This is a genomic window from Halomonas sp. DP1Y21-3 (assembly GCF_019801245.1).
Taxonomy (GTDB): Bacteria; Pseudomonadota; Gammaproteobacteria; order Pseudomonadales; family Halomonadaceae; genus Halomonas; species Halomonas litopenaei.
Map to the genome: position 1 here is coordinate 229,572 of NZ_JAHVJM010000004.1, position 17,801 is coordinate 247,372.

Here is a 17,801-nt window from a genome sequence, read left to right on the forward strand (position 1 = left end):
TTCGGGCATTCAGCCCCCCTCTGCCACCCTCTACTCTGAATCCCTTGCACCCGCCCATGAGTACAATGTCGCCATCTTTTTTCCTTGCATACGTTTAACAAGCCCCGCCTTCCCTAACGGCATCCATGCAAGGAATTACCCAATGAACTTCAACACCGATTCATCATTGAATCAGTCCACTGCCGCCACACTGCTGGCGCAGGACAGCACCACCCAGGTCACCGCCCTGGCGCTGCTGGATGAAGATGGCTTGCCCAATGGCATTCCTGGCGGCCCACAGGATGCGGCTGGCCAGGACACCGTGGCCACCGGCACCCTGGGCTATAATTTCGGCGCCAACGGCCCAGCCGCGACCCATCCCTTTCGCTGGGAAACCACCGGCCTTCCTTCACTGAAATCTGGCGGCGAGTCCCTTTCCTATCAGGTTTCCACAAGCGGCCGGACCTTGTCCGCCTCTACCAGCGATGGCACCACCCTACTTCAGGTCAGGCTGACCGATCTTGCCTCAGGCAGCTACAGCATCTCGCTGCTCGGCCCGATCGATCATCCCGACGCAACCATCGAGAACAACCTGATCTTTTCGGTCTACTACACCATCACCGATGGTGACGGTGATAGCGCCACTGCACGCCTGGGCGTGGATATCGACGATGACTCGCCGACCACCACCGTTATCGCGCCCTCGAGCCTGGAAGCCGGCGATACCGTCACCGGTACCTGGTCACAGCAAGGCGGGGCCGACGGCGTCGCCGATACCGTCGTCAACCTCCAGGCCGACGACAACGAGTATCCGCTCGGCACCCCGATCGATACCGGCAAGGGCATCTTGACCGTCAACCCCAACGGCACCTGGAGTTTCAGCGCCGACAACGATGCCAGTGGCGCACTCGATTTCAACATCACCACCAAGGACGGCGACGGTGACAGCTTCAGCTCCAGTGCCCACATCGTCATCTCCGGCGGCAATGGGATAGGCCCCACCACCCCCGAGACGGATGGCAATTCTGCCACCGTATCGCCCAAGGCGGTGGTCGATGAAGATGGCCTTCCCGGCGGCATCGCCGGTGGCATCAATGACTACCCGGGCGAACGCACCATCGCCACCGGCCGGCTGCGCTATAACTTCGGCGATGACGGCCCTGGCGGCTTCACCTGGAGCACCGCCGGCCTGCCGGTACTGACCTCCCAGGGAAGCCTGGTCAGCTGGGCACTCAGCGCAGACGGACGCTCTCTTCTTGGCACCAGCGCCAGCGGCCAGCAGGTCCTCTCGATTGAACTGAGCGATCTTGCCGCCGGCACCTACCGGGTCGACCTGTTCAAGCCGCTGGATCACCCCCGAGCCGATGTCGAGAGCGACATCAACTTCAGCGTCGGCTACACCATCACCGACGCCGACGGCGACAGTGCGCAGGGCATCCTCCGCGTTACCGTGGATGACGACATGCCAGTGCCGGGCGACGATACCGCCGCAGGCGACAACAGCGGGCCCATCACGGTTGACGTACTGGACAACGACAACTTTGGCGCCGATGGCCCCGGCGAGCTCACCAGTGTCACCGTCCAGGGCGGCCCGGATGTTGGCACCGCCACCATCAACCCCGACGGCACCCTGACCTTTGTTCCCAACCCTGGCTTTACCGGAAACGCCACGATTGACTACACCGCCACCGATGGCGATGGCAGCACCGTTACCGGCAATCTCAGTGTCGGGGTCGCGGACGGCGGCGGCACAGGTACAGGCCCCACCACGCCGGAAACCGATGGCAATCCCGACACCACCCCGCCAAAAGCGGTTCTCGACGAGGACGGCCTGCCTGGCGGCATCGCCGGTGGCATCAATGACGTGGCTGGTGAACGGCTCGCGGCGATCGGCTCGCTGGGCTACGACTTTGGCAGCGACGGCCGCGGCAGCTTTACCTGGAATACCGCCGGCCTCCCCGTCCTGACCTCCGGCGGCAGCCCGGTCACCTGGTCGCTGAGCGGCAATGGTCGTTCGCTGGTCGGCTTCAACAACGCGGGTGAACGTGTCATTTCCGTCCAGCTCACCGACGTTGCCAACGGCATCTACAAGGTGGTGCTGGCCAAACCGCTGGATCATTCCAACCCCAGTGTCGAGAGCGACATCAACTTCAGCGTCGGCTACACCATCACCGACGGCGTCGGTGACAGCGCCTCGGGCACTATCGGCATTACCGTCGATGACGACACGCCAGTGGCCAACGCCGACGTCGCCACCACCGACAACGACGGCTCCGTCACCGTCGATGTGCTCGGCAACGACCAGTTCGGCGCCGATGGCCCCGGCGGCATCACCAACGCCACCGTCCAGGGCGGCGCGGGTGTCGGTACCGTCACCGTCAACCCCGACGGCACCCTGACGTTCGTCCCCCACCCGAACTTTGTCGGCAACGCCAACATCAACTATACCGCCACCGACGGTGACGGCAGCGCTGTCAACGGCAGCCTCAGCGTCCAGGTGAATGATGGCGGCACTGGCCCCACCACGCCGGAGACCGATGGCAATCCCCACACCACGCCCCCCAAGGCGGTACTCGACGAAGACGGCCTGCCTGGCGGCATCGCCGGCGGCATCAATGACGTGGCCGGCGAACGGACTGCGGCGGTCGGCTCACTGGGCTACGACTTTGGCAGCGATGGCCCCGGCAGCTTTAGCTGGAACACCGCCGGCCTCCCCGTCCTGACCTCCGGCGGCAGCCCGGTCATCTGGTCGCTGAGCGGCAATGGTCGTTCGCTGGTCGGCTTTGACAACACAGGTAACCGTGTCATCTCCGTCCAGCTCACCGACGTTGCCAACGGCATCTACAAGGTGGTGCTGGCCAAGCCGCTGGATCATTCCAACCCCAGCGTCGAGAGCGACATCAACTTCAGCGTCGGCTACACCATCACCGACAGCGTCGGTGACAGCGCCTCGGGCACTATCGGCATTACCGTCGATGACGACACGCCGGTGGCCAACGCCGACGTGGCTACCACCGACAATGACGGTTCCGTCACTGTCGACGTGCTCGGCAACGACCAGTTCGGCGCCGATGGCTCCGGCGGCATCACCAACGCCACGGTCCAGGGCGGCGGCGCTGTCGGCACCGTCGCGGTGAACCCCGACGGTACCCTGACCTTCACGCCCAACCCTGACTTCGTCGGCAACGCCACCATCGACTATACCGCCACCGACGGTGACGGCAGCACGATCGGCGGTAGCCTCAGTGTGGCGGTCGGCGACGGCGGCACTGGCCCCACCACGCCGGAAACCGATGGCAATCCCAACACCACGCCCCCCAAGGCGGTACTCGACGAAGACGGCCTGCCTGGCGGCATCGCCGGCGGCATCAATGACGTGGCCGGCGAACGGACTGCGGCCACCGGCTCACTGGGCTACGATTTTGGCAGCGACGGCCCTGGCAGCTTTAGCTGGAACACCACCGGCCTCCCCGCCCTGACCTCCGGCGGCAGCCCGGTCACCTGGTCGCTGAGCGGCAATGGTCGTTCGCTGGTCGGCTTTGACAACACGGGTAGCCGTGTCATCTCCGTCCAGCTCACCGACGTTGCCAACGGCAACTACAAGGTGGTGCTGGCCAAGCCGCTGGATCATTCCCACCCCGGTGTCGAGAGCGACATCAACTTCAGCGTCGGCTACACCATCACCGACAGCGTCGGTGACAGCGCCTCCGGCAGTATCGATATCACGGTCGATGACGACACGCCGGTGGCCAACGCTGACAGCGCCACCACCGACAACGATGGCACCGTCACCGTCGATGTGCTCGGTAACGACCAGTTCGGCGCCGATGGTCAAGGCGCGTTAACCGGTGCCACCGTTCAGGGTGGCGCGACAGTCGGTACCGTCGCAGTCAACCCGGACGGCAGCCTGGCCTTCACGCCCAACCCCGGCTTCGTCGGCAACGCCACCATCGACTATACCGCCACCGACGGCGACGGCAGCACGGTCGGCGGTAGCCTCAATGTCGCAGTCGCCGACGGTGGCACTGGCCCGACCACCCCCGATAGCGATGGCGACCCAACCACCACCAACCCCACTGCTGTCGTTGACGAAGATGGCCTGCCTGGCGGCATAGCCGGTGGCGTCGGTGACGTGGCAGGCGAGAACACCGTCGCCAGTGGCACCTTAGGCTACAGCTTTGGCACCGATGGTCCTGCAGCCAACGGTGCCTTCACCTGGCGCCTTGCCGGCCTGCCATCCGATCTCGAGACCGCGGATGGTCGTGCGGTAACGTTTACGCTTGGCAACGCTGGCAGCACCATTGTCGGTTTGGCCAGCGATGGTAGTGGCGGCACCGAGCAGGTAATCACCATCACCCTGACCGACCAGGCCTCGGGCACCTATCAGGTGACGCTGCACCAGCCGCTCGAGCACTCCCCGGGCAATGGCGAGAACGATCTCGGTTTCTTCGCTGGTTACACCATTACCGATGCCGATGGCAGCCAGGCAAATGGCTTCCTTTCGGTGGTGGTCGATGACGATACGCCCCATGCATCCGATGCCCAGGATGGGCTGCTGGCCTCAGGCACAGTCAACTTTGGCGATATTGCGGGAGCCGATGGCATCAAGTCCGTGCAATTTGGTGCCGGACTGAACGGGGCGGAGGTCAAGAGTGCCAGTGGCGGGATGCTGCTCACGTCTAATGGCGAGAGCCTGACCTACCAATTGAGCGGTGATGGCAAGACGCTGCAGGCCAAGACCGCTGGAGGTGACGTGGCGTTCGAGGTGAGTTTGGCGGCGGATGGTTCTACCTACGAGGTAGAGGTCCTCGATGATGGAATCCGAGCATTTGACGGTACCAGCACGCAAATCAGTGACGGCAGCAAACACATTGTGTTTGAGTTCGGAGACAATGGTTCCGGATCCGGGCATCGCTTCGTCGGCTTTGAGGGAACCGAGGGAGCAGCCGATGTTGTGGCATCCGCCTGGACTTACAATGGGCCTCATGCGTCCTGGCTGCGAACTGACGGGGATACACAGCTGGCTGCGGGCCACGATGACCTGACGGGCTTCAACGAGTCGGTTCGACTCGATTTCGTTGACAACCTCCGTTTTACCAACACCGAAGCAAGCTGGGATAACCATCGCGGAATTACCTATATCCGCCAGTTTATCAATACAGAAGCAACTTTTGCCGATATCGAGATCAGGGCCATTTCTTCAGCTGCTGATGGCACCGACACGAGCGGACATCCGGTTGCCGTCAGCGGTCAGGTGCTGGACCTTTCTAGGAGCGATGTTCGCTTCCTGGATAGTGCCGGCAATGACATCACCTCGTCGGTGACGATTGAGGAAAATGCCGATGGTACCATCAACGTGAGAAGCATTCCCGTCGGTGCTCAGCTGGTGCTTACGACCAGCGAGGCTTTTGAAGCGATCGAGTATCGCGGTTTGGATGGCACCCGGCCATTTTCTGTAGGGGACTTTGTCTACGCCGAAGCGGAGAATGCACCGACACTGGCATTGCCACTGGCCGTAACGGATAACGACGGCGATACAGCCGACGGTACTCTGGCGCTGGCTTTGCCGGATGGTGACCAGCTACTCGTCGGCGGCAGCGGCAATGACAGCATCGCCGGTGGTAATGGTGACGACGCCATTCTCGGCGATGCTGGCGGTACCCATACCGTGCTCGAACCTGCGCAGAACTACAATGTGTCCTTTATTCTCGACGTTTCACCAAGCATGGGAGAAATGTTGGAAAACGGGCAATCACGCTTCAAGGTGGCTATCGAAGCGCTACGAGCCCAGCTTACCGAACTGGCTTCTTTCGAAGGAACGATCAATGCCCAGATCGTGACGTTTGGTGGAAAGTTTTCTCCTTCGATAGATTTTAATGATCTATCAGTAGAGGACTTGGATGACGTCAATGAATTTCTCGATAGTCGAGTGGTTATTAGTTCAACCAATTATGAGCAAGCGTTTAATGTCGCTAACGACTGGATGACGACTGTTAGTCAAGAAGGTTTCAACAACGTTGCCTACTTCATGACAGATGGAGACCCTGTATCTCATAATGATAATGGTAATATTGGTGTATCTGATGCAGGGAATATCACCACTCTGAAAGATATTGTCAATTCAATCGAAGGATACCAGCCGTTGGCAGCCATCAGTCGGGTGGAGGCGATCGGGGTAGGCGACGACACCAATCTTGAGGTGCTGAAGATTTTCGACAACACCTCGAATGATGAGTTGAAAATGGTGCCCATTCCCCTAGATGCCGGCACATCGGTAGGCAGTGCGGAATTTCTTGCGTCATTCGATACAGGAGATACAGGAAGGCTCGCATCCATCGATAATTGGGCGTTGCAGACTGCCGATGGTGGAGTAACCATCGAAAGCACCTCGATCGGCACCTATCTACGCATTCGGGACAATGGCACAGGTGATGGCAGCACGATCGTCACCAGTGACGCTTTCGTCGTGAATGAACCTGCCGGTGTCAACCAGTTCTATAGCGTGTCATTTAACTTCGTGACCGACACCGCAAACGACCTGGAACAGGAAGGAAATATAAACGACAACTTCTCCTGGGCGCTGCAGACGCAAAATGATGAGGGAGGCTGGGATGCCGTTGCCACGGGGTTAAGATTTCGCTCGGGTAATATCAACAATAGCACTAGTCAGATTGTGGCCAACGGGCTGGAAGGAGGCACCTATAGGCTACAGTTCGAGGTGGAGAACGCTAGAGGGGAGTTCTTCACCTTGTACGTGCAGGATATCTCACTCGATCTTCAAAGCTACACAGACGACCAGCTTGTGCCGGCCGGTGAGGTATCCATAATCAACACCGCCGAGGAGTTTGCAACGGCGCTGGACGGTGGCTCATCCTTCGATCAGCCTGCAGATCTCGGCGATGACGTTCTGGCCGGCGGTGCCGGCGACGACGTAATTTTTGGCGATGAGATCAACCCGGCGGATGTCGGAGGAGAGAGCGGAAGTGGCTTTGCCGGACTGGTCGATTACCTGACCACGCAGAATGGCGCCGAGCCCACCAAGGATGAGACGGCCGCCTTTATTCGGGACAATGTCGATGCCTTGGCCAGCGGATCGCGCAGCGATGGTGGTGACGATCAGCTATCTGGTGGAGCGGGCGACGACATTCTGATCGGCGGCGGCGGAAACGATGTGCTACTCGGTGGTAGTGATAGCGATCTGCTGATCGGTGGTGGCGACAACGATCAGTTGACCGGCGGTGCCGGAGCCGATGTCTTTGCCTGGGGATTGGATGATGCCGGTAGCTCGGCCACGCCGGCACGGGATACCGTGACCGACTTCACCGTCGGTGAGTTTGGCGTCGATGCCGATGCCGATCGGCTCGATCTTGCCGACCTTCTCCAGGGTGCCGACGAGACCAACCTCGCAGACTATCTGCAGGCCAGCCAGGACGGAGACGACACCGTGCTGTCCATCAGCAGCGAGGGTAACCTCGCCGCCGGAGGCGGCAACGCTGACCAGGTGGTCGTTCTGGTCGGCGTTCAGATGGGAGCAGATGGGGACACCTTCCTGCAGAACCTGCTCGACGATGGCCAGTTGAAGGTCGACTAGGGTAACGCAGGCCAAACGGGGTGGGCGGCCCGCCGCCCACCCATTGACAACAACCTGATGGCAAGCATGAGAAAGAACTGAAAAGAGCGTCGACAAGTATGACCAGACCCACAATGGCTGGCCATTCCGTTCAGCCGACGCTTAAAGCCTGAGTCCTGTACTGTACAGGGTTCAGGCTTTTCGTTTCCGCCTGAGCCGTTCGTGGTTGCCACCATGGGTGCACTGGAGACGACTCTGCTGCGACGCTTCCGCCGTGGCGAACGGATTCAGGTGAATAACCTCGGTCTTCAGGATTCAGACGTAGCTCTCCAATTCGCACCCCCAGAGCTGAAGCAACCTCCGCTTCTTCGACACTGCCGCAATCGATTTCTCCTCGGGTCTGGGCATGACCGCGTTGAATGTAGCCAGCAGCCTCCGGCTTTCGGTCTTCAAGACAAGGCGCGATGTACGAGATCAATGCTTTTCCCACTAGTACATTGCCACACCCGTCGCTATCGATCCCTCTTACGACAATGACATAAAAACCTCTCATTCTTGACATTTTTGCTTCTGACGTCTGCCTATACCACTGATTGTATTACTACCAAAGCATCCCTCCCCGAACCAATAGCCACCCCTTCCCATGAGGATAGAAGCAGACGACTGGGTGCGGGGATTCTTCCTTCAGCATACTCTTCATATTCGCCAGAGCGTCGGATTCCCTGCAAACACCCTTCATCACTTACCGGCAAGGAGTTTTACCATGAAATCTGGCTTGGATAGTTTCGTTGCCGCGACCATCCAGTCGCCCCCGTTAGAGGAAGGCGACGATATCAGTACGGTCGCCAGCGTGGATGAGGATGGGCTTCCTGGCGGTAATCTCGAAGGCCCGAGCGACCTTGGCGGGTCTGCGACGGTGGTCACCGGCACCATCCCCTACAGCTTTGGCAGTCTGGGAGCGGCAGATTTTGCGCCCTTCTCGTGGTCATCCAGCGGCCTGCCGAGCCTGTCGTCCCAGGGCGAAGCGCTACACTATGTCGTTTCGCCCAGCGGCAAGACCCTGGCAGCCAGGACCCTGGACGGCCAGACCGTCTTGCACCTGACCGTTACCGACATCGATACCGGGGCCTATCGCCTTGCCCTGCGCGCGCCACTGGATCATCCCATCACAGGTAACGAGGATGATCTGGCCTTTTCGGTCAAGTACACCATTCGCGACAGCCAGAACAATCAGGCATCTGCCAGGGTAGGCATCGTGATTGACGATGACTCCCCGACAAATACCATCGATTCACCCGTCGCCGTGGACGCTGGCGACAATGTGACCGGCTTCTGGCGCCAGCGCGGCGGCGCCGATGGCGTCGATTCCACCAAGGTGACCCTGTCCGGCAGCACCACCGAGTTCGAGCTGGATCAACGCATCTTTACTCCACAGGGAAGCCTGACGGTCAACTCGGACGGCAGTTTCACCCTGAACGCGAGCCCCAACATCACCTCAGACACAGAGCAGGTCTTTCAGATTGTCACCACCGATGGTGATGGCGATAGCGTGGCAAGCGAGGGTCGCATCAGCGTCAATGCAGCACTACTGTCTGACGATCGCCCAACGACGCCCTTGAGTGATGGTGACCTTGCAACCTCATCGCCACTTGCCTTGCTCGATGAGGATGGCCTGCCGGGGGGTGAGCCCGGCGGAATCGGTGACATACCCGGCGAGGCAACCGTCGCCATGGGCAACCTCGGCTACGACTTTGGAGACGACGGCGCCGGAGACGTTGTCTGGGAAACCCACAACCTTCCTGATATCCGTTCCGGTGGCACACGGATCGACTGGCAGCCAAGCGCTGAGGGCAAGCAGCTGTCCGGTCTCGACGCCGATGGCAGGACAGCACTTCACGTCGAGCTGCTGGACGTGGAGGATGGCACCTACCGCGTCACCCTGGCTCGCCCGCTGGATCATGGTGGGGTCAACATCGAGGACAATCTGGATCTGAGCTTTGGCTACCGGATCACCGACAGCGACGGCGACAGCGCCCTGGGTGAGCTGCTCGTGCGCATCAACGACGACTCGCCGGTGAAGGGACGATCAAACCAGGACACTCCCGCAGCCGAGCCACTCGATATCGCCGAGCTACTCGATGACAGCGAGAGCGCTGGCAAACTCACTGACCCCGCCATCACTCCCATCTTGGCCGATGATCCGAGTCCCTCGCCGATAACGGCGCAGACCTCTCTCGATAGCGAAATGGCGCCAACGATCAACGAGGATTTGCGCACTCTGCTGGAGGATACGACGATCCCTGCCGATATCTAAGGCGTGCACCAAAAGTGCCTTGGCTCATCGACCTTTCGAATTGTGACTGACACACAGTCAGACCGCGCCCTGCAAGCAGGTCAATCGAGCGGTCCGCTTCGGGAGCGCTTTCTAGCGAGCAGGGTCGGCAGTATCCAGCCGACTCATCAGCTGCCTGAGGCCGCGCTCGAATTCGGCCTTGCCGCCGTAGGAAGGGTGACGCAGGGCGACGACCTCGCGCTCGGGAAAGGCAGCCTGGGCGGCCAGGGTGCCCTTTCGCCCTACCCCGGCCACCATCATCGGCGTCGAGTGGGCAGCGACCAGCTGATCCAGCCGCCTGAGCCAGTCGATGCCTTCGCGCAGCTCTGCTGCGCGTGGCGCGCGGTTGCTGTGCGTCCGCGCTATTTGATGGGGGTGAAAGGGAAAGGCGTTCCACACCAGCGGCGTCAGCCCAAGACGAGCGAAGCACTCCCAGGCGATGGTGGCGGTGGCTTCGCTGCCGCCCTCCGGCACCAGGGCGAGGTTCGGCCTCAGCGTCTCGATAAAGGGATGCTTACAAGAGCGAAGTAGTGCTGGACTCGACAATGGGATACCCGTCTCGCCACCACCCTTGAAGCCCAGCGCTTCGGCCACCAGCAGCAGTCTGGGCCGGCCAGCGGCGGTCGTTTCCCTGGCGTGTTCCAGCATCAGCTCGAGATAGGCCGTCAGGTTGTCGGCCAATGGTTTCTTGCGCCAGGGATTGGCAACGTCTGGCCCGTCTGGCCGCCTGCGCAATCGCCTGACGAATGAACGAACGGTGGTCTTGCCCAAGCGCCCTGCTCCGCTGATGATCGATCATGTAAACAACGCGATGGGCCCGCACATCAGAGGCCCTGAACGACGTCGGGGCGCCCAAAAGGCGCCCCGACGAACCGATAGTGCTTTGCCTTAGCGCTCGCGCAGTACCTTGAGCATGCGCTTGAGCGGCTCGGCGGCGCCCCACAAAAGCTGGTCACCGACGCTGAAGGCACTGAGGTACTCACCACCCATGTTCAGCTTGCGCAGACGACCCACCGGGATGCTCAGGGTGCCGGTGGCGGCGGTCGGCGTCAGCCCATCGATGGTGGCGTCCTTGTCATTGGGGATGACCTTGACCCACTCATTGTGGCTGGCGATACGCTCCTCGATCTCGTCGAGCGGCACATCCTGCTTGAGCTTGATGGTGAACGCCTGACTATGAGAGCGCATGGCGCCGATACGCACGCACAGACCGTCGATGGGGACCGGGCTGTCCTGGCGGCCGAGAATCTTGTTGGTCTCGACGTAGCCCTTCCATTCCTCGCGGCTCTGACCGTTATCCAGCTTGGAATCGATCCACGGCAGCAGGCTGCCGGCGAGCGGCGCACCGAAGTTGTCGGTGGGGATGGCGCCAGTACGCATCGCCTCGGTGACCTTGCGGTCGATGTCGAGGATGGCACTGGCCGGATCCTTGAGCTCGCTTGCCACGCTGTCACGCAGGCCGCCCATCTGGTTGAGCAGCTCGCGCATGTGCTTGGCGCCGGAGCCGGATGCGGCCTGATACGTCATGGAGGTCATCCACTCGATCATGTCCGCCTCGAACAACCCGCCGAGGCCCATCAGCATCAGGCTGACGGTGCAGTTGCCGCCGACGAAGGTGCGCGCACCGGCGTCGAGCTGGGCGTCGATCACCTTGCGGTTGACCGGGTCGAGCACGATGGTGGCGTCATCGCTCATGCGCAGGGTGCTGGCAGCGTCGATCCAGTAGCCCTTCCAGCCGGCACCGCGCAGGTCTTCATAGACCTTCTTGGTGTAGTCGCCGCCCTGGCAGGTGATGATCACGTCCAGCGCCTTGAGCGCCTCGATGTCGAAGGCGTCCTTCAGCGGAGGCACGTCCACACCCACGTCGGGGCCGGCCTGACCGACTTGGGAGGTGGTGAAGAAGACCGGCTCGATGCCGTTGAAATCTCCATCTTCCACCATCCGCTGCATGAGCACGGAACCCACCATGCCACGCCAACCGACGAAACCGACTTTCAACATGTGAAGTCCTCCAGAAATCGAGTGAGGCAATCATTATACAGAAACCGGCAGCACCTTTCAGATGCCACCGGCAAAGTCAGGATGGGCGACGCCCGATGCCGGGCGCCAGCACCATTAACAAAGGCGTTAAAGCGCCGCCAGCACCGCATCCCCCATCTCACTGGTGGACACCTGGCGGGTGCCCGGATAGGCGATGTCGGCGGTGCGCAGGCCCTGATCCAGCACCTTGCCCACCGCAGCCTCGATGCGCTCGGCCATTGCCGGCTCGTTGAGTGAATAGCGCAGCATCATCGCCACCGAGAGGATGGTGGCCAGCGGATTGGCGACACCCTGGCCAGCGATATCCGGGGCGCTGCCGTGGCAAGGCTCGTACATGCCCTGGCCGCTTTCGTTGAGCGAGGCCGACGGCAGCATGCCGATGGAGCCGGTCAGCATGGCGGCGGCGTCGGACAGGATGTCGCCGAACATGTTGCCGGTCACCACTACGTCAAACTGCTTGGGCGCGCGCACCAGCTGCATGGCGGCGTTGTCCACGTACATGTGCGACAGCTCCACGTCCGGGTACTCGGCGGACAGCCGCTCCATCACCTCGCGCCACAGGATGGTGACCTCCAGCACGTTGGCCTTGTCGACGCTGCAAAGCTTCTTGTCACGCTTGCGCGCCATCTCGAAGGCTACCCGGCCGATACGCTCGATCTCGCTCTCGCTGTAGACGTAGGTGTTGAAGCCGACGCGCTCACCGTCACGCTCCTCGACGCCGCGGGGCTGGCCGAAGTAGATACCCCCGGTCAGCTCACGCACGATCATGATATCGAGCCCGGACACCACCTCGGGCTTGAGGGTCGAGGCCTCGGCCAGCTGCGGATAGAGGATCGCCGGGCGCAGGTTGCCGAACAGCCCCAGCTCCTTGCGCAGCCCCAGAAGCCCCTTCTCCGGTCGCTTGGAAAGGTCCTCGATGGTGTCCCACTGGGGGCCGCCTACGGCCCCCAGCAGGATGGCGTCCGCCGCCCGCGCCTTGGCCAGGGTCTCCTCGGGCAAGGGCACGCCGTGGACGTCATAGGCGCCGCCGCCTACCAGCGCTTCCTCCACGTCCACGTCGAGCCCCTTGGCCTTGAGCGCCTCGAGCACGCGGCTGGCCTGGGCGGTGATCTCGGGGCCGATGCCGTCACCGGGAAGGACAAGAATCTTGCGGGTCATGAGATGGGGTTCCTGAAAGCTGGCAGAAAGATGAAGATCGAGAGAATCGTAGGCCCCGCCATCGGGCGGGGCCAGCTGTCGATGACAGACAGGTCTACGCCTTGGCCGGCTCGCGGAACAGCCAAGGGCGAGCGGTGCGATGACGCGCCTCGAAATCGGCGATGGCGGCCTCGTCCTTGAGAGTGATGCCGATATCGTCGAGGCCTTCAAGCAGGCAGTGCTTGCGGAAAGCATCCACCTCGAACTCGAGGATCTCGCCGCCAGGGGTCACCACACGCTGGTGCTCGAGATCGATATCGAGACGGTAGCCCTCGTTGGCCTCGACCTCGGCGAACAGCCGGTCGACCTGCTCTTCAGGCAGGGTAATCAGCAGGATGCCGTTCTTGAAGGCATTGTTGTAGAAGATATCGGCGAAACTCGGCGCGATGACCGCGCGGAAGCCGAAGTCCTCCAGCGCCCAGGGCGCGTGCTCACGGGAACTGCCGCAGCCGAAGTTGCGCCGTGCCAGCAGCACCTGGGCCCCCTGATAACGCGGCTGATTGAGTACGAAATCCGGGTTCAGCGGGCGCTGACTGACGTCCTGACCGGGCTGGCCCTCGTCGAGGTAGCGCAGTTCATCGAACAGGTTGACGCCGAAGCCGGTACGCTTGATCGACTTCAGAAACTGCTTGGGGATGATCAGGTCGGTGTCGACGTTGGCCCGATCCATCGGCGCGACCAGACCCTCGAGGCGTTCGAACTTTTGCATGGCTCAGGCCTCCTGGCGAGCGGTGGTGGAATCAAACTGGCGCACATCGACGAAGTGGCCGGCGATGGCGGCAGCGGCGGCCATGGCAGGGCTGACCAGGTGGGTGCGACCACCGTAACCCTGACGCCCCTCGAAGTTGCGGTTGGAGGTGGAGGCGCAGTGCTCGCCGGCACCGAGCTTGTCGGCGTTCATCGCCAGACACATGGAGCAGCCGGGCTCACGCCACTCGAAGCCGGCCTCGATGAACACCTTGTGGAGCCCTTCCTCCTCGGCCTGGCGCTTCACCAGACCGGAGCCCGGGACGACCATCGCCAGCTGGATGCTGTCGGCGACCTTGCGACCACGGGCCACCTTGGCCGCCTCACGCAGATCTTCGATGCGTGAGTTGGTGCAGGACCCGATGAACACCTTGTCGAGGCGGATATCGGTGATCTTCTGGCGCGGTGACAGCCCCATGTACTCAAGCGCCCGGGTGATGCCGGTGCGCGCGGTGTCGTCATCGGCCTCGGCGGGATCCGGGACCTCACCGCTGACACCGGTGACCATCTCGGGGCTGGTGCCCCAGCTGACCTGAGGCTCGATGGACGCAGCGTCCAGCGTCACCACCTTGTCGAACGCGGCGTCACCATCGGAGACCAGCTCGCGCCAGTCGGCCACGGCGGCGTCCCACTGCTCGCCGCTGGGGGCAAAGGGGCGCTCGGCCAGATACTCGATGGTGGTGTCGTCCACCGCGATCAGGCCGACCCGGGCTCCGGCCTCGATGGCCATGTTGCACACCGTCATGCGACCTTCCATCGACAGGCTCTCGATGGCGCTGCCGGCAAACTCGATGGCGTAGCCGGTGCCACCGGCGGTACCGATCTCGCCGATGATCGCCAGCACCACGTCCTTGGCGGTGACGCCCTCGCCCAGCTCGCCTTCGACGCGCACCTGCATGTTCTTCATCTTCTGCGCCAGCAGACACTGGGTGGCCAGCACGTGCTCGACCTCGGAGGTGCCGATGCCATGGGCCAAGGCGGCAAAGGCGCCGTGAGTAGCGGTATGGGAGTCGCCACACACCACGGTCATGCCCGGCAGCGTCGCACCCTGCTCGGGGCCGACCACGTGGACGATGCCCTGGCGCGGGTCATTGATGCGAAACTCCTCGATACCGAAGGCCTCGCAGTTATCATCAAGCGTCTGCACCTGGATCAGTGATACCGGATCCTTGATCCCGCTGTTGCCCTCGGAACGTTCCTTCACGGTGGTCGGCACGTTGTGGTCCGGGGTCGCCAGGTTGGCGTCCAGCCGCCACGGCTTGCGCCCGGCCAGACGCAGACCTTCAAAGGCCTGGGGCGAGGTCACCTCGTGCAGCAGTTGACGATCGATATAGATCAGCGCGGTGCCATCGTCGCGCTCCTTGACCAGGTGCTGCCGCCACAACTTGTCGTAGAGTGTCTGGCCTGCCATGCGGTGTCTCCTCCGGGGGCTTGGCTCCAGGCGCCACGCTGGCGGTGGGCCTGTCGGTCGTTCTGAAGCCGCCCCTCTCGATTGATCGAAAACGGTCGTTTGCCGGTCCCGCGGGCCTTGCCCGGGGATGGGATAGGTCGAGTGTCGCGCCACTCGCCAATAAAATCAATTCATGTTATTTATTCAAACGATTCCCAAGTGGAATACATCATTACCCGGCAAATCGTCGCCACGTTTCCTCGTCATCCGCCCCGGGAGCACCGCCATGGATACCCAGAGCCTGCAGGCCTTTCTCGCCGTGGCCGACAGCGGCAGCTTCTCCCGCGCGGCGGAACAGCTTCACCTCACCCAGCCGGCCGTCAGCAAGCGTATCGCCAGCCTGGAGGCACTGACGCGCGCCCGACTGTTCGACCGTATCGGCCGCCGCGTCAGTCTGACCGAAGCCGGGCGGCTGCTGCTGCCGCGGGCACGCCAGATCCTGGTCATGGTCGACGACAGCCGCCGGGCCCTGAGCAACCTGAGCGACGAGGTCAGCGGAGAGCTGACCCTGGCCACCAGCCATCATATCGGCCTGCACCGGCTGCCGCCGGTGCTGGGCAGCTACGTCAAGCGCTACCCGGAGGTGCGCCTCGACCTGCGCTTTCTCGACTCCGAGCAGGCCTACCAGGGCGTGCTGGACGGCGATATCGAGGTGGCCCTGGTGACCCTGTCGGCCCACCCCGACCCTCAGCTTCGCGCCACCAGAGTGTGGGTCGACGACATGACCTTCGTTGCCGCCCCGGAGCATCCGCTCGCCCGGGAGAGCCGCGTAACCCTGGCGACCCTGTGCGAGCATGACGCCCTGTTGCCGGGGCCACTGACCTTCACCCGCCAGCTGATCCTCGAGCGGCTGGCCAGGCACGGTCTGGCGCCGCGGGTGGGACAGTCGACCAACTATCTGGAAACCCTCAAGATGATGGCCTCGGCCGGGCTTGGCTGGAGTCTGTTGCCCGACCCCATGGTCGAGCGGGACATCGCCAGCGAAAGACTGGTCCGGCTGGCCCTCGAGGAGCCTGCCATACAGCGCCCGCTCGGCTACCTGGTGCACCGCGACCGCACCCTGTCCAACGCCGCCCGCTCGCTGCTCGAATGCCTCGACCAGGAAGCCGTGGCAAACCCCGCCTCGCCTTGAGCGCACCACCACAGGGACGTCTGTATGACTCGCATGCCTCTCCCTCCACCGCGACACCGTCTGGCCGGCGCACTGACGTTGGCGGGCCTGCTGACGCAGATCGCGGGCCTGGGCCTCGACGGGCTGCCGAGCTGGAGCGTCAGCCTGCCCTTGTGGGCCGCCAGCCTGCTGATGTGGCCGGACATTCCCCGGCGCAATCAGTGGCAGGCCGGCGTGCTGGCGGTGCTGGGGCTTGCCTTTCTGGTGTTGGCGGTGGTGGGCTTCGACGCCACCCCCGACATCACCACCTTGCTCGATGGAAACGCCTTCGTGGTGGCGATGCTGGTAGGGGTGAGCTTTATCGCCTTGATCGGGCGCCCCTCGGAGGGGCCACCGAACAGCGAACCGGTGACCGGGCGCCGAGGTCTGGCCGGGACCTGGCTGGGGGTGCAGCTGCTCGGGGCCATCCTCAACCTGTCCGCGGTCTTCATGGTCGGCGATCGCCTGGAGCGCCGCGGTCGTCTGCTCGAGGTTCAACTACTGGGGCTCAACCGAGGGCTTTCCAGCGCCGCCATGTGGTCGCCGTTCTTCGCCGCCATGGGCGTGGCGGTCTCCCTGGCTCCATCGCTTGAATACACCACGGTGCTGGCCGCCGGACTGCCGCTGGCCTTTGCCGGCGGACTCTACAGCGTGTTCGAACTGTCACGCCGCTTCGACGTCAGCGAGGTCCCCGGCTTTTCACTGTCCCCCCGCAGTCTGCTGATGCCGGCCAGCGTGGCCGGACTGGTGATGGTGTTTCACTACGTCATCACACCGTCTCTGACCATCGTCAGCATCATCACCTTCCTGATGCCGACACTGGCGCTGGCCGCCAACCTGGCCAGGGGCGCTGCAGCGACCCGAGAACGCCTTGTTCGCCACCTCCACTATCGACTGCCGGGCATGCGCGGCGAAATCACCCTGTTTCTGTGTGCGGGACTTCTGACCAAGGGACTCTCGATCCTAGTCGCCGCCGCCACCAACGGTGACTGGACGCTGTTTGCCGACTTTGGCGTGGGGCCTGCCATGCTGAGTTATGTGGCCATCGTTGCCAGCGCCATTGCCGGCTTGCACCCGATCATCGGCATCTCGGTGCTGGCCTCGATGCTGGATCTGGATGGCCCCCACCAGACCCTGTTCGGTTTCGTCGCCCTGGCATCCTGGGGCGTGGGCACCGCCGTCGGCCCGCTGTCGGGCATCAACCTGTCACTGCAGGGGCGCTACGGGATCAGTGGCTATCGCATGATGAAGCACAATCTACACTACGCTCTGGTCATGTCGGCGCTGGTGCTGGTGGCGATCGCCTGCCTGGCCCAGGCCGTCTCGGCCTGAGCCG

At 62.6% G+C, this 17,801-nt stretch carries 9 protein-coding genes; 4 read left to right on the forward strand and 5 right to left on the reverse strand.

Annotation, left to right across the window (positions count from 1 at the left end; all coding sequences use genetic code 11):
* The first annotated feature begins 142 nt into the window (after nt 1–142).
* Together KUV74_RS13265 and KUV74_RS13270 are read left to right on the forward strand one after the other, a co-directional pair.
* The gene (locus tag KUV74_RS13265; protein WP_222516561.1) at nt 143–7,570 is read left to right on the forward strand and encodes an Ig-like domain-containing protein; all 7,428 of its coding nucleotides are present in this window, start codon (nt 143–145) and stop codon (nt 7,568–7,570) included.
* Between the two features lie 742 nt (nt 7,571–8,312).
* Nucleotides 8,313–9,863: a hypothetical protein gene (locus KUV74_RS13270; protein ID WP_222516562.1), complete on the forward strand. Its 1,551-nt coding sequence runs from the start codon at nt 8,313–8,315 to the stop codon at nt 9,861–9,863.
* 111 nt (nt 9,864–9,974) lie between these two features.
* Here the strand turns inward: KUV74_RS13270 and KUV74_RS13275 are convergent, their stop codons facing one another.
* The 5 genes from KUV74_RS13275 to leuC form a co-directional block, all read right to left on the reverse strand.
* Nucleotides 9,975–10,562, reverse strand: coding sequence for a uracil-DNA glycosylase (locus KUV74_RS13275; RefSeq protein ID WP_222516563.1), 588 nt, complete (start codon nt 10,560–10,562; stop codon nt 9,975–9,977).
* Between the two features lie 207 nt (nt 10,563–10,769).
* Nucleotides 10,770–11,882 (reverse strand): aspartate-semialdehyde dehydrogenase, encoded by a 1,113-nt coding sequence (asd, locus tag KUV74_RS13280; RefSeq protein ID WP_045992648.1) that lies wholly within the window; start codon nt 11,880–11,882, stop codon nt 10,770–10,772.
* Between the two features lie 126 nt (nt 11,883–12,008).
* Nucleotides 12,009–13,079 carry a 3-isopropylmalate dehydrogenase gene (gene leuB / locus KUV74_RS13285; protein WP_045992649.1) on the reverse strand — a complete coding sequence of 357 codons (1,071 nt, stop codon included), beginning with the start codon at nt 13,077–13,079 and terminating at the stop codon, nt 12,009–12,011.
* Between the two features lie 94 nt (nt 13,080–13,173).
* The gene (leuD, locus tag KUV74_RS13290) at nt 13,174–13,827 is read right to left on the reverse strand and encodes a 3-isopropylmalate dehydratase small subunit (RefSeq protein WP_045992650.1); all 654 of its coding nucleotides are present in this window, start codon (nt 13,825–13,827) and stop codon (nt 13,174–13,176) included.
* A 3-nt stretch (nt 13,828–13,830) separates the two neighbouring features.
* Nucleotides 13,831–15,276, reverse strand: a complete 1,446-nt coding sequence (leuC, locus tag KUV74_RS13295; protein ID WP_222516564.1) for a 3-isopropylmalate dehydratase large subunit — start codon at nt 15,274–15,276, stop codon at nt 13,831–13,833.
* 265 nt (nt 15,277–15,541) lie between these two features.
* On the opposite strand from leuC, the gene KUV74_RS13300 reads away from it, so the two are divergent.
* Nucleotides 15,542–16,447, forward strand: a complete 906-nt coding sequence (locus KUV74_RS13300) for a LysR family transcriptional regulator (protein ID WP_124803678.1) — start codon at nt 15,542–15,544, stop codon at nt 16,445–16,447.
* Between the two features lie 24 nt (nt 16,448–16,471).
* On the forward strand, nt 16,472–17,797 hold the full coding sequence (locus KUV74_RS13305) for a hypothetical protein (RefSeq protein WP_409996304.1): 1,326 nt from the start codon (nt 16,472–16,474) through the stop codon (nt 17,795–17,797).
* Nucleotides 17,798–17,801 lie beyond the last annotated feature (4 nt).

What these genes read in the sequence shown, in the direction of transcription:
- KUV74_RS13265 (WP_222516561.1), top strand. Translation starts at nt 143, where the DNA reads ATGAACTTCAACACCGATTCATCATTGAATCAGTCCACTGCCGCCACA.
- KUV74_RS13270 (WP_222516562.1), top strand. Translation starts at nt 8,313, where the DNA reads ATGAAATCTGGCTTGGATAGTTTCGTTGCCGCGACCATCCAGTCGCCC.
- asd (WP_045992648.1), bottom strand. Translation starts at nt 11,882, where the DNA reads ATGTTGAAAGTCGGTTTCGTCGGTTGGCGTGGCATGGTGGGTTCCGTG.
- leuB (WP_045992649.1), bottom strand. Translation starts at nt 13,079, where the DNA reads ATGACCCGCAAGATTCTTGTCCTTCCCGGTGACGGCATCGGCCCCGAG.
- leuD (WP_045992650.1), bottom strand. Translation starts at nt 13,827, where the DNA reads ATGCAAAAGTTCGAACGCCTCGAGGGTCTGGTCGCGCCGATGGATCGG.
- leuC (WP_222516564.1), bottom strand. Translation starts at nt 15,276, where the DNA reads ATGGCAGGCCAGACACTCTACGACAAGTTGTGGCGGCAGCACCTGGTC.
- KUV74_RS13300 (WP_124803678.1), top strand. Translation starts at nt 15,542, where the DNA reads ATGGATACCCAGAGCCTGCAGGCCTTTCTCGCCGTGGCCGACAGCGGC.
- KUV74_RS13305 (WP_409996304.1), top strand. Translation starts at nt 16,472, where the DNA reads ATGACTCGCATGCCTCTCCCTCCACCGCGACACCGTCTGGCCGGCGCA.